Origin of the sequence: Chryseobacterium sp., assembly GCF_019236175.1 — a bacterium.
Classification (GTDB): domain Bacteria; phylum Bacteroidota; class Bacteroidia; order Flavobacteriales; family Weeksellaceae; genus Chryseobacterium.
In genome coordinates this window covers 77,979-98,698 of record NZ_JAFAJM010000009.1, presented here as the reverse complement: position 1 = coordinate 98,698, position 20,720 = coordinate 77,979, and the positions used below count along the sequence as shown (strand labels likewise).

The window sequence follows — 20,720 nt, the reverse complement described above, 5'->3', positions numbered from 1 at the left end:
TGACTTATTATTCAACTTAAAAGTCGTATTTTTGCAAAACATTTTGAAAGGGTAAAATAATGATAGAAAAGATAGAAGAACTACTGATCGAAGTAAACGGCTTCAATGCTACCTCTAAAGAAGAGATAGAAAACTTCCGTATCAAGTACAACGGTAAAAAAGGAGTTCTGAATGATTTTTACGAAACATTAAAAGAAGTTCCTAACGACCAGAAAAAAGATTTCGGACAAAAGATCAATACTTTGAAACAGGCTGTTGCTGTGAAACTGGAGGACTTGAAAAGTGCTTCTGCATCTTCTGTTGTGGTAGAGAAAGAAGATCTTACAAGACCTGCCTTTCCATTGGATCTGGGGTCAAGACATCCAATCAACCTGGTTAAAAACAGAATTATTGAAATCTTCAAATCTATTGGATTTGCGGTAGCAGATGGTCCAGAAATTGAAGACGACTGGCATAACTTTACAGCGCTTAATCTTCCGGAATACCATCCGGCAAGAGATATGCAGGATACTTTCTTCATTGAACAGAATCCGGATATCCTTTTAAGAACACATACTTCTTCTGTACAAACCCGTTTTATGGAAGAAAACCAGCCGCCAATCAGAATTTTATCTCCGGGTAGAGTATTCAGAAATGAAGCCATCTCTTCGCGATCTCACTGTATTTTCCATCAGATTGAAGGATTATATATTGATGAGAATGTAAGTTTTGCCGATTTGAAGCAAACCATTCAGTTCTTTACGACAGAACTTTTCGGGAAGTCTAAAATCAGAATGAGACCTTCTTATTTCCCTTTTACCGAGCCTAGTGCTGAAATTGATGTATATTGGGGACTAAACTCCGAGACCGATTACAGAATTACAAAAGGTACAGGCTGGCTGGAGATTATGGGATGCGGAATGGTAGATCCTGCTGTTCTTAAAAATGTAAATATTGACGCTGAAAAATATTCGGGATATGCATTTGGAATGGGGATTGAAAGAATTACCATGCTTCTTTATCAAATGAGCGATATCAGAATGTTCTTCGAGAATGATATCAGAACATTAGAACAATTCAAATCTTTATAAAAATCAAACCTCCGGAGCTCCGGAGGTTTTTTGTTTTTAATTACTGACCTAAGAAACAAAACGTAACTAAAAACTGATGGTATTGAAAAACTTACACGTGTCCTGTTTCTTATATATACTTCAATAATTAAAAAATAAAGAAGTATCTTATGTTTAAGCAGCCATATAAGCTGCTTCTATAATAAAGACAATCAGGAATCAGTTTGTATTACATTCATTAAAAATGTCTGTAAAAAACTTTACAGACATTTTTAATTTAAGAAACCAGCAGTTTATAGTTTACTTGCTAAACTTTAATGGGTATTTTACATTTTTAAAGTCATCGATACTGGCTTTCAGTGAACCTACTGCCAGTTCAGCTTTTAATAGCATCGGAAGATGATTGGCATCATTGGAAACCCACATTGTAACCCCTTCTTTTTCTTTAAATACTCTTCCGCTTTTTACTGACGGAATAATTTTTAAACAGTTGATGGTTCCGAATTTCGTTTTAAGATCTTCAGTTCCGGCCACTCTTAACTGGAATGGAAACATTTCATCGTCAATCCATACATTCATATTGATAATGGTTCCTATTTTTAATTCATCTGAAGTTTTGCTTCGTAAGAAATAAAAACATGAAAGCATATCCTGAACGCCTTTTACAGACTTTATCACTTTTGAGCCATTAGCAGGTTCTTTTTTATCTGTTAAGATCAACGTGTTATTATCATGGTTAAAGGCAGTTTCAAAATGCTGACGATAGCTTCCTTCACGTACATTTCTTACATAGAAGCTGGGAAGCCCTGTTTCTGTATTGATAAAGCTTTCATACAAATCTTCTACTTTAAAAAAAGCCTTTACTGCACCGGTAGTTTCTCCTGTACCTTTGGCATAAAGGTGAGGAATGCCCTTATATACTGTTTTTTTTGTAGTAAGGTTTGCGGTACCGGCATTCAGGAACCCATAATGAATTCTGAAAGTGATTGATTCACCATCTGCAATATTGCTGAGCTGTGCTGAGCCTAAAAAGAATATAAATACTGCAAAAAGGTTTAAAATTTTCTTCATATTAAGACATTTACAAAAACATTGCCAAATTTAAAATCCTAAAATAGAGATATTTGACAAATCTCAGGTTTTTATTTAGAATCAATTAAATATGCTTCGCATTAAAATTAGTAAATTTGCAGTTACAAGTATAATTAAATTATCTAAACATTATGATAACCACCGATATATTGATCATAGGCGCGGGACCTACAGGACTTTTTGCAGTTTTTGAAGCTGGTCTATTAAAAATGAAGTGTCATATTATTGATGCACTTCCACAGCCGGGAGGGCAATTAGCTGAACTTTATCCTAAAAAACCTATTTTCGATATTCCTGGATATCCTTCAGTTAATGCTGGAGAATTAGTTGATAATTTGATGGAACAGATCAAACAATTCCAGCCGGGATTCACTTTAGGGGAAACTGCTGTTACTTTAAACAAAGTAGATGAAGAATGGTTTGAAGTGATCACTAATAAAGGAACGGTTCACAGAGCAAAAGCGGTAGCTATTGCCGGTGGGTTAGGTACTTTTGAGCCAAGAAAACCTACCATTGAAAACATCGCTGATTATGAAGAAAAAGGGCTGGAATATTTTATTAAAGAACCTGAACACTTCAGAAACAAAAGAGTAGTAATTGCGGGTGGAGGTGACTCTGCTCTTGACTGGAGTATTTTCCTTGCCAATGTAGCCAGTGAAGTTACTCTGATCCACAGAAGAAATGAGTTCAGAGGAGCACTGGATTCTGTAGAAAAAGTTCAGGATCTGAAGAATCAGGGAAAAATCAAGCTGATTACTCCTGCTGAAGTTACAGCCATCAAAGGAGAAGGAAAAGTAGAAGCTATTACAGTAGAAAAAGACGGCGAAGAAGCGGTTGATATTGAAACAGATTATTTTATTCCTTTATTCGGATTAACTCCAAAACTGGGTGATATCGGAAACTGGGGATTAAATATCGAGAAAAACGCAATCGTTGTTAATAATGCTCTTGATTATCAGACCAATATTGACGGAGTATATGCTATCGGAGATATCAATACTTATCCCGGAAAACTGAAGCTGATTCTGTGTGGTTTCCATGAGGCTACGCTAATGTGTCAAAGTGTTTACAACAGATTAAATCCTGGTAAAAAATTCGTTTTAAAATATACTACTGTAAGTGGAGTAGACGGATTTGACGGTAGCCGTAAAGAAGCGGAGAAAGCTGTTGTGAAAAAAATTGACTAATTTTGCAGAATTATGTCAGATATTAATATTAAAATCACCGACAGAGAGGGGGTAACCCATGATGTCGTAGCTCCTACGGATATGTCCATGAACCTGATGGAGATTATTCGTTCATACGAATTGGCTGAAGAAGGTACTATTGGAGTATGCGGAGGAATGGCAATGTGTGCTTCATGCCAGGTTTATGTAATTAATGATCCGGGGCTGGAGCCTATGGGAGATGAAGAAGATGCTATGCTGGCTGAGGCTTTCCATGTGAAGGATAACAGCCGATTAGGATGTCAGTTGCATATGGCAGATGAAATGGAAGGACTTGAAGTGGAAATTGCTCCCTATCCTTAGACAATATTTTTTAATCTTAATAAAAACCCGTTTGAGTTTTCTCAAACGGGTTTTGTTTTTTATATCTTCTATTTTTTTACAGGCTGAAATTTAGGATGGCCTGTCTGCCATAATGCAAAGGCAAAAAGATCTGAGTATTCATGGAAAACTACATCCTGATCACTTGTAAAATGACCGTTTTGATAATTAACGTATAGTAGAACAGGTTTTCCTGAAGATGTACTGTTTTGTAATGCTGCAGCAAATTTTGCAGGCTCCCATGGCGTAATTCTGGAATCGTTCATTCCTGTACGTACAATAACAGCAGGATATTTTACTCCTTTTTTAACCTTGCTCTGCGCATCCATTTCGATGAGGTGTTTAATATCCCCGGAGTTTTTTAAACTTCCGACTTCCGGAATCTGATTGGCACCATTGGCGGAATTCTGAGAACGGAGAACATTCGTCATTCCTACTTCAGCAATAGCAGCTGCATATAAATCAGGTCTTTCAGTAATGGCTCTTCCGATAAGAACTCCTCCCATACTCATCCCGTTACCAATAAGTTTTGAAGAAGAGGTGTACTTTTGGTGAATAAGATATTCTGAACATGCAATGAAATCTTTCCATGTATTGGGCTTTTTAGCTTTCATCCCGTCTTTGTGCCAGTTTTCACCCTTTTCTCCACCTCCCCGAACATGGGCAATAGCGAGAGTTACACCTTGTTCAAGCAATACGATCAGTCTGTTTGAAAAACGGGGTGTAGAAGATATTCCATAGCCACCGTATCCGGTGATATAAGCCGGTGTATTGCCATTCATTTTAATGTTTTTAGGATAAATAATGGAAAGAGGAACCATTACACCGTCATGGCTCTTTACTTCTATTTCTTTTACTTCATATAATTTATGATAGTCGGGGTAGCTGTTTTCAGCATTAAAATAAGTGCTTTTTACGACTCTACCTGTTTCAGGGCTGTAATCATATATGGTCACAGGATCCAGCCAGTTACTGTTATAGCAATGAAGGTTATCCGTTTCACGGGAATTCAGGGAAGTGGAAGTGTTCACTCCCGGAGGCAGAGGGATTTTTTTTATTTCCAGAGTTTTAATATTCAGCTGATATTGATCCTTAGTAATCCCATTACTTAGTGTGTAAAATAAATAATTTTTGGAGCTGTGAAGAGATTTGATTACAGAATTGCTTTCTGGAACCACCGTTTTGGCATGATCAAAATCCGGGTTAGATAAGCTGGTTAAACCAATTTTGTAATTCGGGGTATTTTTGTGGCTCAAAAAAAATAACTGATCTCCATAGATCATTATTTGTGTAATGTCATCTGAAGGATTTAAGACCTGTTTCCACTTGATTTTTTTATCTTTAATAGCGGATATAGGAGCATAGAATATAGGATTCTCTGATTTTGTGGAACCAATTCTTAAAATTATGGATTTATAATCATTGGTAAAAGAAACATCAGGAAACTGCTCTGTCAATATATTCAGTTCGGGATATTCTTCCCTTGAGCCTAATATGATATCTTTATCCTGGCTGGTGCCAAGCTGGTGTAGCATTGCTTTCATTTCTTTCAAAAGCATATTGCTGGTCGGGTCTCCGGTACTCATTTTAGTATAGGTAATATACTGTCCGTCCGGAGTAAACTCAAAATTAAACTCACTCCAGATAGGAGTTAATATATCGGTGAGCAATTTTTTTGTTTTCAGATCCAGAATTCTGAGTTCACAGATTTCACGACCGGACTTAGAAAATAGTAAGGCAATTTTATCACCTTTGGAATCTATATTAAAATTAGTGATCTGAGCATTTTTTTGATGGGTTTCGGGATCAAAAATCAAAGTTTCTTTGCCCGTAGAGATATCCCGGCTATAAAGTTTTGAGATCTTTTCGTCTTTTTTTGTTTTTAAATAGAAATAGAAATTTCCTCTCAGAATTGCATTGCCATAATCATCTCCAATCATTTCCTGCACCTGTTTCATTCTTTGATAGAGCTCATCCCGATTAGGAATCTGATCAATAATATGGTGGCTAAAATCTGCCTGTGCTTTGAACCATGTCTGTACTTCGGGGCTTTTCAGATTTTCCAGCCATTGATAATTGTCAGTGATTTTAGTTCCAAAATAATCGTCTGTTACCGGTACTTCAGGTGTTTTTGGATAGTTATACTGGGCAAAAGTGACCTGGCTTAAGAATAAACAGCCTGTTAGGAATAAATGTTTCATGATATTATTTCTTGTAATAGTGATAAATGACACTTACAAATGTACTAACTTATGCTGTAGAAATGAAAATAGATTATAAAAAGAGGGAATACTTTTGAAAATATTCCCTCTTTTATCATTAGATTTTTTCCTTAGAAATCCATTTACTCACTGTCGGAGCCTGATAATTTTTCATTTTTTCTAATAAGTCGTTGATATTATCGCTTATCAAAAGCATCTCTTTGTTGACTTGTTTTAAAAATCCTTTGTCAACCATATTGTCAACAAGTTTTACGAGATCATCATAAAACCCGTCAGTATTGAGAACGCCGATTGGCTTTTTATGAAGCCCTAATTGTGACCAGGTGATCATTTCAAAAAACTCTTCCAGTGTTCCATAGCCACCCGGAAGAACAATGACCCCATCACAAAGTTCATTCATTTTGGTTTTTCTTTCATGCATTGTTTCTACCAGAATAAGTTCTGTCAGATTCTTGTGAGCGATCTCCTTGGCTTGTAAAAATTGGGGAAGTACTCCGGTTACCTTTCCGTCTTCGCTTAGAGCTCCGTTGGCAATAGTTCCCATTAAGCCTGTTTCTGAGCCTCCATAAACCAGCTGTATATTTTGTTGAGCTAATGTTTGGCCAAGTAAGAAAGCTTGCTCTTCATAGATTGTGTCCGACCCGAAACTTGAGCCGCAGAATACGGTAATACTTTTCATAATTTAAATGTTTTTACCATTAGGTTTAAGTGATTAAGGAAAGGTAAGGAAATATTGACGATATTTTAAGTGTTATATTTCTCTAGTTTGTTTGCAGATTTAAATAGGGTTTAATGATCTGAATTAAAAATATCCAAAATCAGAAGACTTTGGATATTCAATATTGTTATTTTACTATTTTATTTCTGAGGAATATTTGCTAAAATATCTTTTAGGAAACTCCAGAATTTCTGAGCAGATGGGATATTTGCTTTTTCATCAGGAGAATGGGCTCCTCTGATGGTAGGTCCGAAGCTTACCATTTCCATTTCCGGATAATTAGAGCCGATAATACCACATTCTAATCCTGCATGACAAGCTACTACATGAGGTTTTTCATTGAACTTCTCTGTATATATTTTTTCCATGAGTTGTACAATTTCAGAACCCGGTTTTGGTTTCCATCCCGGATAAGATCCGCTGAATTCTACATTCATTCCGGCTAATTCAGCTACGGATTTCAACTGTTCAGCGGTAGCATATTTTGAAGAATCTACAGATGATCTGGTAAGATTTAAGATTTTAAGCTCACCTCCCTTTAATTCAACTCTGGCTACATTGTTGGAAGCTTCTACAAGATCAGCCACGTCCGGGCTCATTCTGTAAACTCCGTTATGAAGAGCTTTTAAACAAAGAATCACTTTTTTTGAATCTGTCTCAGAAATTGCTTTGTCAGAAGAGGTAGAGTTTTCAATATTAATCTGAAGTCCCGGTTCTACAGATGCAAATTCTTCTAAAATTTCTTTTTTAAGAGCCGTTGTTTCTTCCATAAATTCATGAGCATTTCTCACAGAGATAATAGCTGCGGCTTCTCTTGGAATAGCGTTTCTTAATCCGCCGCCGTCAATTGAGATCAGCTCTGCATTCTGCTTATCCAGACCTTTGTAAAGAAGTCTTCCCAGAATAATGTTTGAATTTCCGAACCCTTTATGAATGTCCATTCCTGAGTGCCCTCCCTGAAGTCCTTTTACCTCAATTCTTACAATCTGGCCTTTTGATGCTTCAGTGGGATAAGTCTGGGTAATCGTAACATCTACACCTCCGGCACAGCCTATGTCAATCTCATCATCTTCTTCCGTATCAAGGTTTAAAAGAATATCTCCCGCCAGTTGTCCTGGTTTTAAACCTAAAGCACCTGTCATTCCGGTTTCTTCGTCAATAGTGAATAACGCTTCAAGAGCGGGGTGTGGAATATCTGAGCTTTCAAGGATAGACATGATCGTTGCAACTCCTAAACCGTTGTCAGCCCCTAAAGTTGTTCCTTTAGCTTTTACCCAGTCCCCATCAACTTCCATTTTGATTCCTTCTGTTTCAAAATCAAAATTCACATCATTGTTTTTCTGGCAAACCATATCCAGGTGAGACTGAAGTACAATAGATTTACGGTTTTCCATCCCTGCAGTTGCAGGTTTTTTGATAATTACATTTCCTACTTCATCTACAGTTGTTTCCAGTCCAAGGTTTTCACCAAATCCTTTGATGAAAGCAATTACTTTTTCTTCTTTTTTTGATGGTCTTGGAACAGCATTTAATTTGGAGAAATTTTTCCAGATAATTTGCGGTTCTATATTAGATAATTCCATTGAAATTTATTTTTCTCAAATTTACAAAATAAAAAATGCTTCTGCAGGATACAGAAGCATTTTTTATGAATAGCTAAGCGGTCACTCTATTAACATCCGCATTCTCCATAGATAGGAGTTGTGTAAACACTTCCATCCGGTTTTTCAATAGTCAGGGTGCCTTCAAATAATAAAGCTTCCTCGCCTTTTATTTTTTTACCCTTTACAGAGATTTTATAATTTTCATTTTCAATTTCTTTGGTCAATACTTCATCTACTTCCATATCACTTGAAGAAATAAGATTCATGGCTACTCTTTTGCCATCCAGTTTCATATAAGCCGTTTTACCGGCATCATCTGCATAGATGTATTTTTCGTTTTCAAAATCAGCTTTGTTTTTGGCAAAATAACAAGAGCATTCCTTGATTTCAGTTGGAAATGCGATGGTTTCCACCTGTATTTTATCTGAAGAACTACCGGTTGCTACAGAATCTTTAATATGATGTAAAGAATCGGCAGAGGCAGAACCAGAAGCATTGGCTTGGTCTTTTTTACAGGCTACCAATAGAAACGCAGAAAAGAAAATGATTATATATCTCATTGTTTGTGATTTTATATTTTATTAGCCCCTTGCTCTTTCCAGTAGGGTCATCATTAATAATGAAAGGATAACTAAACTTTCTTCTTCATCATCAATATCAACTAACCGGTCAAGCTGGAATCTTCTTCCGAAGAATGAAGGCATTTTTTTGAGTTTAAAATAAGCTTTTCCGTCCATACCTACTACAGTATAAGAAGGATTAAGGAAATATCCTGTAAACATTCCGATAATAGGAAGTTCCCCTACAAAGCTATCCCAGAATTTTACCCATCCGTTATCTTCCTGAACTTTAAATTTAGGCTGGTCATTGGCATCAAGGATATCATAAGTTGCTTTCCAGATAGAACGCATTCCTTTTCTTGCCAGTCTTCCGTAGTTCTTATTGTCAATAAGGTCATTCAGAGAATAAGAAGCATTAAAGTCAATCCATTTGTTGGCTCTGATTCTGAAAAGTTCTTTAGATTTACTTTCATCATTGAAAACAATTACATCTTCCTTAAGTTTAAACATTTTCTGACGTACATAAGCTACATAATTTCCGTTTTTGTCAGTAATGTTAAAGTCACTTGCTAATGTAGTGATTTTGAATTTGAAATCCAGTGGATAATTTAGGTTTTTAAGTACCATGTTAGTTTATTTTTTTCATATTTAGGCCGCAAATATAAAGGTTTTTTTAGAGTTATAGAGTATAGGTGGTGAGTTATAGAGAGAAAATAAAAGAAAGCCAGGAGTCAAGAATAAAGAGTCAGGGACATTGAGGACATTGATTTCAATACGGACATTCTGTAAAAAACTAACCGCCCACTGGTTTTATCCAAAACTTATTACTGAATACTGAGCACCTGTACCCATTGACAAACATAGCAAACTGCCTATTTGCCATTGGCCATGATCTCTCAATTTTAAACCTTCAATTCTCAACTTTAATCCTTATTTTTGTCGTTATGGATTACCCAAGTAAAGTTTTGGCAAAGGCAGTTGATGAGATTTCAGGATTGCCCGGAATCGGACGGAAGACTGCTTTGAGACTAGCATTACATTTATTGAAACAACCCAATTCAAGAGCAGTTAGCCTTGGAAATTCACTGATTAATCTTGTCAATGAGATTAAATACTGTAAAGAATGTCATAACTTCTCAGATTTTGACCTTTGCGAGATCTGCAGTAATGAAAAAAGAAATGGTGAATTAATCTGTATCGTTGAAGACGTAAGAGATGTCATTGCTATTGAAAATACAGGGAAATATACAGGGAAATATCTGATTCTGGGGGGTAAAATTTCTCCGATGGAAGGTGTGGGACCCGGTCAGTTAAACATTCCCAGCATTGAGAAGAAGCTGAACGAAGGAAAAGTGAAGGAATTTATTTTTGCTTTAAGTGCTACCATGGAAGGTGATACTACCGCTTATTATATTTATAAGAAATTTAAAAATTTCAATGTGAACTTTTCAAGTATTGCAAGGGGAATTTCAGTAGGAGATGAGCTGGAGTATGCAGATGAGATTTCTTTAGGCAGATCGATTATCAACAGACTGCCGTACAACGAAAAAGATTAATATGAAGCTGTCTGTAATTATTGTTAATTATAATGTTACTCAACTGTTGAGAAACTGTCTTTTATCTATTCAAAAATATGTAAAAGGAATAGAATATGAAGTAATTGTAATTGATAACGCTTCTGTAGATACTTCCTGGAAAGATCTTATCTCTGAATTTCCGGACGTTCATTTTATCCCTTCAACGACCAACGGAGGCTTTTCGAAAGCCAATAATCAGGCAATCAGTACAGCAAAAGGAGAATATCTGCTTCTTTTAAACCCTGATACAGAATTTGAAGATTTCTACATGGCAGATCTTCTTGATTTTGCGGATTCTAAAGCCGATTTCGGATGTCTTGGTGTTCGTATGCATGATGCAAAAGGTAATTTTCTCCCTGAAAGTAAACGTTCAGTACCGGATATGTTTAATTCCTTTGAAAAATTATTTACAAATTTTAAAAAAAATAATTCAAAATCCTATTACAGAAATGATATCAGCGAAGAGGCTATCGCTGAAGTGGAAGTAATTACCGGCGCTTTTCTGCTGATAAAAAAAGAGGTTTACGAAAAATCAGGCGGGCTGGATGAAGCCTATTTTATGTATGGTGAAGATATAGATCTTTGTTATACCCTGCTTATGAAAGGCTATAAAAATTATTATTATGGAAAAGCACCTCTTCTTCACCATAAAGGAGAAAGTACTGTGAAGAACGAGATGTATCTGGAGCGTTTTTATGGAGCAATGCAAATCTTTATAGATAAGTATTATAAAGAAACAAAACCTTTACAGTATTCATTTTTGAAAACAGGATTGAAGCTTCGTTATCAGCTTGAAAAGATTAAATTAAAATAAAAAAGCAACTCAAACTGAGTTGCTTTTGTTGTATATAAAGTAATAACTTGCTTATTTAGCTGGAGCTACCGGTGTCTGAGCCGGAGTAGTTGTTTTGGAAGAAGCCGGAGCAGACTGTTGTTTTGCAGGCGCTTCTTTTTTAGCTGGCTGTTGTTGCGGCGGAGCCACGGACGGTTTACCAGTAAGTACAACACTTAAAAGAATAAGAACAATAATTGTTGCTCCAAGAGTCCATGTTGCTTTTTCCATGAAGTCATTGGTTCTCTGTACTCCAAACTGTGCAGAAGATGCACCTCCGAAAGTACTTGATAAACCTCCTCCTTTAGGGTTTTGAGCCATAACAACAATTACCAATAGTACACTGGCAATCATAATAAGAACCATCAATAGTATAAATATAGTGTCCATTAATTCTGATATCTTTTTGAATGGGCAAATTTAACCTTTTTTTACTGAATGACAAAAAAAGATGTTGGTAAATATGAATCAAATGCAAAAGTTTAGAGATCAGACAACAAAAATAAGCTTAAAACTGAAGATTAAACACGCACATAGGGAATGTCAAAGCGGTGCAATGTTTTTACAATCCGTTATGGGCAGAAATAAAAAATGGCAGCTGAAGCTGCCATTTTACAATATAGAATGAAAGAATGATTTTTATTTAAAATCAGAATCCTTTGCCTGATTAATCTGATAAGACTGTACAGACATATTGATTTCCATTCCGCCCATATTCTGAATGATTGTAAATGGAAATTTTACGCCTGAAACATCTTTGTAATCTGCAAAGCTGGTTGGGATGGAGCCTCCTTCCCCGTTTTTGAGCTCACCGGTTTTCAAACCTGTTTTTACGCTGTAGTAATAAGTTTGTTTAGCTCCTTTCACAACGTAAGAATCTTCGTTGTTATATTTTTCAATTCCGGCTAATTTAAATTCTGATGATTTGGTAAAAGCCAGTTCCGGGAAAAGTTCCGGCTCTGTCATGGAGGCTTTCTGTTTATCATTTAAAGGGATTTTTCTTCCCTGTGCTTCCATATATCCGTCTTTTCCGTCAAAAACAATTTTCTGAACAGAGTTACCCATCATCTTCATATCCATAGCCATTTTTCCACCCTTTGCCTGGATCAGCTTCATACTCATATCCATTCCCTGAACTTTAGTTGTCGCATCTACGGAAACAGACATTACTTTCTGAACCGCAGATAAACCACCGATGGCATTGATGTATTTATCGGCAATAGAAGCAATTGTTACGTTGGCATCTACTTTCTGGACGGCAGGTTTTGAAACAGGGTTAGCCTCTTTATCGAAATATTTTACAGGATATCCAAGCTTTTCCAGTCCTTCAGAAATATCGGAAGCTTTACCGGCTACAAAAATTCTGCTCTGGTTAGGGAAAATAGTCGCTTTTACTGCATTGGTTATATCTGAAGCGTTTACCTTATCAATTGATTTCAGATAATTGGTGTAAAAATCAGATGGAAGGTTCTGGGTTTTTTGATTTAAAGCAAATCTGGCAATTGTCTCAGGTTTTTCAAGAGACATAATGAAAGAACCTTTTAGTTTGGCTTTAGCACTTTCCAATTCTTCAGGCTTTACCGTAGAGATGCCATTAAGCTCACTCATTAATTCCTTAATGGCTTTGTCTGTAACTTCATTTCTTACGCTGGTGTCAGCTGAAAACTGAGGAGAATATTTGCTCGGAGTCATGCTGGAATAAGCACCATAGGTAAAACCGTTTTTCTCTCTTAAGTTCATGAAAAGTCTGGCCTCACCACCACCGCCTAGAATATAGTTGGCAATCGTTGCAGCAAAGTAGTTTGGATCTTTCATTGTCAGTGTATTCAGATTATTGACTGATAATACAGATTGCACTGCCGATGGTACATCTACCACATTAATTTCTGTTTTAGAAACATTGGAAGCAGGTTCCAAAGCTGCAAATTTTGTATTTGATTTTTTCCAGCCTCCGAAAGCCTTTTCAATTAAAGGTTTTATCTGATCCAATTTCACATCACCTACAATAACAAGATAGGCATTATCCGGGGTGTAATATCTGTTATAAACATTTTGTACATCTGATAGTTGGATTTTGTTGATGGATTCAATCGTTTCAAACTCTCCTCTTGAAGTATTTTTACCATACATTAAGGCATTGGAGACTCTTGACGCAATAGATGAAGCATTTTTCTCATCAGCTTTGAGGCCTTCAATCGTTCTTTCTTTTGAGTTTTGAATCTCATCAGCAGAAAATTTAGGATTTACAACAGCATCAGCCATTAATGCCAATACATCAGGAAAATATTTAGAAAGTGAATTCGCTGAGGCTCCGTTAGAAGAAAATCTCAGATTGGCTCCCAGGAAGTCAACCTTTTTATTAAAAACATCCTTGCTCAGAGTCGTAGTTCCGTTATCGAGCTGCTCTGCCATAATTTGGCTTACTCCTGCAACAGTTCCTTCATAATGAGGAGGCTGATCCATCGAAAGTGTAGCGTTTACTCTCGGAAGTTTATTGTTTTCAACAACCATTACGGTAAGCCCGTTATTGAGCTGAAAAGTCTTCGGCTTAGCAATGTTGATTGCAGGAGTTGGCCCTGGTTTTGGCATTGCATTAAGATCTATCTTTTGTGCGGAAAGCATTCCTGAAAATAAAAATGCTGCGGCTATATAGGTAAATTGCTTTTTCATGGGTAAATTATTTTTTCTCAGGAAGGTAGTTGATGATCACTCTTTGGTTAGGATTCAGATATTTTTTTGCTGCATTTTGCAGGTCCTGTCTTGTAATGGATCTGTAAATATCTATTTCTTTATTAATGATATTGGTATTACCCATCAATACATGGTTGGTTGCTAATGAAGCTGCAATCCCCTGAATACTGGAATTTTGATTGACAAACTGGTTTTCAAACTGGTTTTGAAGTTTCTGATAATCTTCTTCAGAAATCAGAGTGGTCTGAAGTTTTTTGATTTCAGCATCAATATCAGTCTGTAAAGTCTGCTTTGTCGTTTGCCCCATTGGGATCGCAAAGAATGCAAAAATACTGTAATCTTCAAGGCCCTGATTGAATGCTGCTACCTGAAGTGCTTTTTTCTCCTGGTCTACCAGTTTTTTATACAAAACAGAAGACTTACCATTGCTGAGATAAGAAGAAAGCATATCTAAAACGTAGGCATCTTTTTCCTTATTCGCCGGTGTTCTGTAAGCAAAGACATAGGCAGGAAGCTGAATATTAGGATCTGTAGCGGTAACCTCTTTTTCCTGAGTAATCGGTGTATCTTTTGGATAATCTTTCGGATATAAAGTTCCTTTTGGAATCCCTCCGTAATATTCCTCAATCCATTTTTTGGTCTGTTCAGGTTTGATGTCTCCGGCTACAACCAGAGTAGCATTATTCGGAACATAGAATTTTTTATAAAATGCCTGGAATTCTTCAAGCTTTGCTGCATTAAGATCTTCCATAGAACCTATCGTAGGCCAGTTGTATGGATGATTGGTAAAAAGATTTTTCTGAATAGTCGGAAATAGATTACCATAAGGCTGGTTATCCATTCTCAGCCTTTTTTCTTCTTTTACCACTTCTCTCTGAGTATCTACTCCTACCTGGTTGATTACGGCATGACGCATTCTTTCAGCCTCCATCCACAGACCGAGCTGCTCATTATTAGATGGGAATGTCTCATAGTAATACGTTCTGTCGTTTGTTGTATTGGCATTATTTTGTCCTCCGTTGGAAGAAACTATTTTAAACCAATCTCCTCTTTTGATGTTAGGCGTGCCTTCAAACAAAAGATGTTCAAAAAAATGGGCAAATCCGGTTCTTCCTTTTACCTCATCTTTTGCACCTACGTGATACATTACTCCTGTAGTAACTACCGGAGCGGAATTGTCCTGGTGGAGAATTACATGAAGACCATTGGGCAGGTCATATTCTTCGAATTTGATTTGCTGTGCGTTGAGTACCATTCCGAAGAACGCTACTGCGGCAACAGAAAGAAGTCGCTTTTTCATAAAGTTAGAAATTGTTTACTCAATAAGTAGGAAAAGTGAATTAAATGTTACAGGTCTGCATGTAGAAGTTAAACTACAAGTTTGTACGTGGAAGTTCGATGGAATGCTGACCAGAATAGCTGTCGAAATACAGCTTCTGTATTTTAACTTCTCATATAAAATTTGAATTCTCCTTTGAATACATTAATTTTGTGATCCCAAAATTTTTTTGCAGTATGGATTATCTGAAAGGACTCAATGAATCACAATATGAAGCGGTTACCTCTTTACAGGGGCCTTTAATGGTACTTGCAGGAGCCGGTTCCGGAAAAACGCGTGTACTCACCATGCGTATAGCACACCTTATCCATAATGGAATAGATCCTTTCAATATTCTGGCACTTACCTTTACCAATAAAGCGGCCCGTGAGATGAAAGACCGTATCGCAAAGGTCGTGGGAGAGAGTAATGCAAGAAGCCTGTGGATGGGAACTTTCCACTCTGTATTTGCGAGAATTTTAAGAATCGAAGCGCATTATCTGGGATATCCGTCTAATTTTACCATTTATGATCAGCAGGATGCCCTGAATGTCATCAAAAAAGTGTTGAAAGACATGAATATTGATGCGGATCTTTATAAACCTAAAAAAGTTCAGGCAAGAATTTCAACATATAAAAACAATCTGATTACGGTAAAAGCCTATTTCAATAATCCTGAATTAATGGAAGCTGATGAAAAAGCAAATATGAAATTCATCGGTCAGATTTATCAGAGATATGTGGATGCATGCTTCAGAAACGGATCTATGGATTTTGATGATCTGCTTTTAAAGACCAATGAATTACTAACGCGCTTTCCGGAAATACTGGCTAAGTATCAGGACAGGTTCAGGTATATCATGGTAGATGAGTATCAGGATACGAATCATTCTCAGTATCTTATTGTAAAGGCGCTGGCTTCAAAATTTGAAAATATTTGTGTGGTAGGAGATGATGCGCAGTCTATTTATTCTTTCCGTGGTGCCAATATTTACAACATCTTAAACTTTAAGAAAGATTATCAGGATGCGAAAACCGTTTCGTTAGAACAGAATTACCGTTCTACCCAGAACATTGTAAATGCTGCTAATGTGGTTATAGCAAAGAACCTGCAGCAGTTTAAGAAAAATGTTTTCAGTGATAATGAGGAAGGCGATAAAATTAAAATATACCGTTCATTGTCTGATGCGGATGAAGCCAATTTTGTGGCCGGAAATATCTGGGAACTTCGTAATCGTGATCAGAGAAAATACAGTGATTTTGCCATTTTATACAGAACAAATTCTCAGACCAGAGCATTTGAAGATGCCTTGAGACGTAAAAATATTCCGTACAAAGTATACGGTGGACTTTCTTTCTATCAGAGAAAAGAAGTGAAAGATCTTATCGGGTACCTTCGTCTGCTGATCAACGAAAATGATTCGGAAGCTTTGATGAGAATTATCAATTATCCGGCAAGAGGAATTGGAGAAACAACTCAGAATAAACTGATTGTTTTTGCCGACGCGCATAATCTTGCTGTTTCAAAAGTATTGGATAATCTTCCGATGTATGCTCCTCAACTAGGATTAAATAACGGAGTTTTAAATAAACTGAATGACTTCTGGTCGATGATCAAGGCATTCCAGGTATTGCTTAAAACCGAGACGGCTTACAGCGTGGCTATGGAAGTGGCCAAACGAAGCGGATTAATCAAATTTCTGAAAGATGATCAGACTCCTGAAGGTATTTCAAGAGTAGAAAACGTTCAGGAACTGATGAATTCTATGCAGGGATTCATTGAAGAACAGATGCAGTTGGAGGATGGTGATCCGAGCCTTTCTAATTTCCTTGAAAATATTGCGCTTTCTGCAGATACACAGGATAAAACTCTTGAAGATGATATGGTATCTTTAATGACAATCCACCTTTCAAAAGGGCTTGAGTTTCCGGTAGTACACCTGGTGGGGCTCGAAGAAAACCTTTTCCCTAGCTTTATGAGTTCTGCTACAAGAGAAGATCTGGAAGAAGAGAGAAGACTGTTTTATGTTGCGTTAACAAGAGCTGAGAAACAGGCGTTTTTCTCCTATGCCATTTCCCGTTTTCAATGGGGGAAAATTACAGATGCAGAACCTTCAAGATTCTTAAGTGAGATTGATGATGAATATATTGAATTCATCAATCCGGCTATGGAAAAAAGGTTTATCAATAATTCAGGCGTTAAATCCAATATTTTTGATGAGCATCCTTCAGAGCAAAGATCATACAAGAAGGTGGAAAAAAAATCTATAGACAGGGGAGATGCTTCAAAACCCGCACCCGAAGCAAGAAAACTAAAACCTGTAAGTACAGCCAAAATTATTAACCCAAGCGGAGCTTCTTCTCAGGATATCGAGGTGGGAGATAAAGTAAGGCATGATCGTTTTGGAATCGGAGAGGTTACTTTTCTTGATGGAACTGATCCTCAGAATATCAAAGCAAAAGTGGTTTTCATGCATGAAGGTGAAAAAAATCTTATCCTGAAATATGCTAAACTGACCAAGATTTAAAATATTAAAATACACTATTTACAGAAAACGGATTCAATTTTTTGGATCCGTTTTTTTATTTGAATCTCTGTAACGGATATTCAATACAGCGTTTTCTGATTGTATAGAAAAAAACAATCAAAACTTTTTATAAAATTAAAGTCTATTATTTTTGTAGACTATTAAATAAATTATACATTTGCCCCTTCAAAAACATAAATGTTTTACTAACTTCAAATAAAAACATGATAAATAAAAAAACTATTTTTTCGGCTTCAGTATTATTTTTTCTGGGAGCCTATGCCTATGGCCAGGAAAAAGGCAACACAAAGATAAAAGACAGTATAAAAACCAATGATGTAGAAGAAGTTGTAATACTGGGATCAAGAGCCGGTGCAAGATCAAAGACAGACAGCCCCGTTCCCGTAGATGTATTCAATATCAAAGAAGCCTCTGTAGTGCTTCCACAGTCCGGAATAGGACAGATTCTAAATGCTATAGCCCCTTCTTTTACTTCTACCGTTCAAACCAATGCTGACGGAACAGATCATCTGGATCCGGCCCAGTTAAGAGGTTTGGGCCCGGATCAGGTATTGGTTTTAGTGAATGGAAAAAGGAGACACACTTCAGCATTGGTTAATGTAAACGGAACCCCGGGTAGAGGAACTGTAGGGACAGATTTAAATGCTATTCCTGCTTTTGCCCTTAACAGAATTGAAGTTTTAAGAGATGGTGCTGCCGCTCAATATGGATCAGACGCTATTGCAGGTGTCATGAATCTGGAGCTTAAAAGAGATACGGGAAAACTGACTGGTCAGGTAAGTTATGGAGGAAATCTGACTCCTGCAGCTAACGACCATACCGGAAATTTTGATGGTCAGAATGTTCAGGTGGATTTGAATTATGGAAATAAAATAGGAACTAAAGGCGGTTTTTTCAATATTACCTGGTCTTCCCAGTTCAGAGATCCTACTTCCAGAGCTGGTGCTGAAAGCGGAAATATTTATAATGCCTACAACGCCATCGAACAGCGTGCTCTGAATAACGGAGTCAACCTTTCTTCACTCTTCAGCAATATCGGTAGTACACCGAATTCACAGCAGATTATCAATTATGTTCATCAATATGCGCAGGGCGTTAATTATTTCAGCCCTGATTTTCAGAATCAAATACAGGGAGCGAATACCATCACTGCCTTGCAGGGACTTTTAAGCAAAGATTTTACAGATCAGGAACTTGCTTACAGAGGACAAACCCGAAAAGACTTCAATATGCAGGTTGGGCAGTCTAAACTGAACAATCACCAGCTTTTTGTCAATATGGAAGTTCCTATCAGTGATACCTGGAAAGTATATTCTTTCGGTGGTTATAGTTTAAGACACGGTACTTCTGGAGGGTTTTACAGAAAACCTAATCAGAGCAGAACTTTTACAGGATTATATCCTGACGGCTATCTGCCTCAGATCGGGACTGATATTCAGGATATATCATTAGCAGCCGGGATCAAAGGAAAGTGGGATGGCTGGAATATTGATTTCAGTAATACCTTTGGCCAAAACTCGTTTACCTATAATATTCAGAATACGGGAAATACATCCTTACGATTTGCTTCACCTAATGAATTTAATGCGGGAGGATTAAGATTTTCACAAAATACCATCAATTTAGATTTCTCTAAAAAATATGATGTTTGGGAGGGCATCAATGTAGCGTTTGGAGCTGAACACCGTTTTGAAAATTTTAAAATAACAGCCGGAGAGCCCGCTTCGTATGAAGCTTATGATGTAAACGGAAATATCTGGACCGGAAATACTCAAAGACCAACCGATTTTTTTGGAGCTGCACTTCCCGGAGGATCACAGGTATTCGGAGGATTTAAACCTGAAAATGCAGTTAATAAAAACAGGCAATCTGTGGCCGCTTATGCAGATGTAGAGTTTAATTTTACGAAGTGGCTATTGGTAGATGCGGCTGCGAGATATGAGAATTATTCGGACTTCGGTTCTACTTTCAATTATAAACTGGCGTCAAGAATTAAAGTTGCTCCTAATTTTAACGTGAGACTGGCAGGGTCTACAGGATTCAGAGCACCTTCTATTCATCAGATTTATTATAATGTGACTTCTACTTTATTTACCAACGGGCAGCTTTTGGAGGTAGGAACATTCAGTAATGACTCACAGGTGGCAGCAGCATTGCAGATGCCTAAACTGAAACAGGAAACGTCTAAATCTGCAAGTGTTGGGTTTACCTATAAAATTCCATCCGTAGGCCTTACTTTCACTGCAGACGGATATTTCACGAAAATAAACAACCGAATCATCCTTACAGACCAGTTCCTGAGAAAAGATGTTCCGATGGAGGCACAGATACAGTATGATCAACTGGGAATCAATGCCGCACAGTTCTTTACCAATGCCATTGATACAGAGACAAAAGGAGTGGATGTAGTGATTTCACATAATGCAAGGTTTTCAGGCTTCAAACTCGATAATAATTTTGCGATTAACCTAAGTAAAACTAAACAGGTAGGAGCTATCCACTCATCAGGACTTTTACAGTCTCCGGCACTAGAATCCATTTACTTCTCTGAAAAATCAAGAGTATATCTGGAAGAGGCTGTACCCAGAGTAAAAGCGAGTCTGTCTCACAGTCTTTCATGGAAGAATGCTAGTTTCTATCTTAGAAATACCTACTTCGGAAAAGTAACCGGTGCTGATATTATTGACGGTGTAAACGGACATCAGATTATCGGTGACAAGATCATTACAGATCTTTCGGTAGCGTATCAGTTTACTAAAAATATCGGGTTGACATTAGGCGTAAATAATTTATTTGATATTTATCCTACAAAGAACCTGCCGATTTCTTCCAACAATGATCAGTTTGTATACTCACGATCAACTTCACAGTTCGGACAAAACGGGCGATATGTCTTTTCACGACTCAATTTCAATTTTTAATCCTTCATATTTCAAAAGAAAAACGGATCCTGACAAAAGA

Annotated in this window: 16 protein-coding genes; 7 read left to right on the top strand and 9 right to left on the bottom strand. The window is 37.0% G+C overall.

Annotation, left to right across the window (positions count from 1 at the left end):
* Positions 1-59: 59 nt before the first annotated feature.
* Positions 60-1,070, top strand: coding sequence for a phenylalanine--tRNA ligase subunit alpha (pheS, locus tag JO178_RS07915; protein WP_291933956.1), 1,011 nt, complete (start codon positions 60-62; stop codon positions 1,068-1,070).
* A 279-nt stretch (positions 1,071-1,349) separates the two neighbouring features.
* Here the strand turns inward: pheS and JO178_RS07910 are convergent, their stop codons facing one another.
* Complete coding sequence (locus JO178_RS07910; RefSeq protein WP_291933953.1) at positions 1,350-2,120, bottom strand: DUF3108 domain-containing protein; 771 nt, start codon at positions 2,118-2,120, stop codon at positions 1,350-1,352.
* A 152-nt stretch (positions 2,121-2,272) separates the two neighbouring features.
* Here JO178_RS07910 and JO178_RS07905 point away from each other — a divergent pair, with 152 nt between their 5' ends.
* Both JO178_RS07905 and JO178_RS07900 read left to right on the top strand, forming a co-directional pair.
* Positions 2,273-3,328 carry an NAD(P)/FAD-dependent oxidoreductase gene (locus tag JO178_RS07905; protein ID WP_291933951.1) on the top strand — a complete coding sequence of 352 codons (1,056 nt, stop codon included), beginning with the start codon at positions 2,273-2,275 and terminating at the stop codon, positions 3,326-3,328.
* Positions 3,329-3,340: 12 nt separating this feature from the next.
* Complete coding sequence (locus JO178_RS07900) at positions 3,341-3,670, top strand: 2Fe-2S iron-sulfur cluster-binding protein (protein ID WP_291933949.1); 330 nt, start codon at positions 3,341-3,343, stop codon at positions 3,668-3,670.
* Between the two features lie 68 nt (positions 3,671-3,738).
* Here JO178_RS07900 and JO178_RS07895 read toward each other — a convergent pair whose 3' ends face one another.
* From JO178_RS07895 to JO178_RS07875, 5 genes are all read right to left on the bottom strand, one after another.
* The gene (locus JO178_RS07895) at positions 3,739-5,889 is read right to left on the bottom strand and encodes a prolyl oligopeptidase family serine peptidase (protein WP_291933947.1); all 2,151 of its coding nucleotides are present in this window, start codon (positions 5,887-5,889) and stop codon (positions 3,739-3,741) included.
* 118 nt (positions 5,890-6,007) lie between these two features.
* A complete protein-coding gene (locus tag JO178_RS07890; RefSeq protein WP_291933945.1) occupies positions 6,008-6,589 on the bottom strand; it encodes a TIGR00730 family Rossman fold protein in 582 nt (193 codons plus the stop codon).
* A 179-nt stretch (positions 6,590-6,768) separates the two neighbouring features.
* Positions 6,769-8,211, bottom strand: a complete 1,443-nt coding sequence (locus JO178_RS07885) for an aminoacyl-histidine dipeptidase (protein ID WP_291933941.1) — start codon at positions 8,209-8,211, stop codon at positions 6,769-6,771.
* An 89-nt stretch (positions 8,212-8,300) separates the two neighbouring features.
* Positions 8,301-8,792, bottom strand: a complete 492-nt coding sequence (locus JO178_RS07880; RefSeq protein ID WP_291933939.1) for a hypothetical protein — start codon at positions 8,790-8,792, stop codon at positions 8,301-8,303.
* A gap of 21 nt (positions 8,793-8,813) precedes the next feature.
* Complete coding sequence (locus JO178_RS07875; protein ID WP_291933936.1) at positions 8,814-9,419, bottom strand: hypothetical protein; 606 nt, start codon at positions 9,417-9,419, stop codon at positions 8,814-8,816.
* A gap of 317 nt (positions 9,420-9,736) precedes the next feature.
* Here JO178_RS07875 and recR point away from each other — a divergent pair, with 317 nt between their 5' ends.
* Together recR and JO178_RS07865 are read left to right on the top strand one after the other, a co-directional pair.
* On the top strand, positions 9,737-10,348 hold the full coding sequence (gene recR / locus JO178_RS07870; RefSeq protein WP_291933933.1) for a recombination mediator RecR: 612 nt from the start codon (positions 9,737-9,739) through the stop codon (positions 10,346-10,348).
* Positions 10,344-11,183 (top strand): glycosyltransferase family 2 protein, encoded by an 840-nt coding sequence (locus JO178_RS07865; protein WP_291934603.1) that lies wholly within the window; start codon positions 10,344-10,346, stop codon positions 11,181-11,183. The genes recR and JO178_RS07865 overlap by 5 nt, the downstream gene beginning before the upstream one ends.
* A gap of 51 nt (positions 11,184-11,234) precedes the next feature.
* Here the strand turns inward: JO178_RS07865 and secG are convergent, their stop codons facing one another.
* From secG to JO178_RS07850, 3 genes are all read right to left on the bottom strand, one after another.
* Entirely contained in the window at positions 11,235-11,591 is a 357-nt protein-coding gene (secG, locus tag JO178_RS07860) for a preprotein translocase subunit SecG (protein ID WP_291933930.1), read from the bottom strand.
* Positions 11,592-11,840: 249 nt separating this feature from the next.
* Complete coding sequence (locus tag JO178_RS07855) at positions 11,841-13,871, bottom strand: pitrilysin family protein (protein WP_291933926.1); 2,031 nt, start codon at positions 13,869-13,871, stop codon at positions 11,841-11,843.
* A gap of 7 nt (positions 13,872-13,878) precedes the next feature.
* On the bottom strand, positions 13,879-15,192 hold the full coding sequence (locus JO178_RS07850) for a pitrilysin family protein (RefSeq protein WP_291933923.1): 1,314 nt from the start codon (positions 15,190-15,192) through the stop codon (positions 13,879-13,881).
* A gap of 215 nt (positions 15,193-15,407) precedes the next feature.
* Between JO178_RS07850 and JO178_RS07845 the strand changes: the two genes are divergently transcribed.
* Entirely contained in the window at positions 15,408-17,738 is a 2,331-nt protein-coding gene (locus JO178_RS07845; protein ID WP_291933921.1) for a UvrD-helicase domain-containing protein, read from the top strand.
* Between the two features lie 224 nt (positions 17,739-17,962).
* Positions 17,963-20,680: a TonB-dependent receptor gene (locus JO178_RS07840; RefSeq protein ID WP_291933918.1), complete on the top strand. Its 2,718-nt coding sequence runs from the start codon at positions 17,963-17,965 to the stop codon at positions 20,678-20,680.
* Positions 20,681-20,720: the final 40 nt, after the last annotated feature.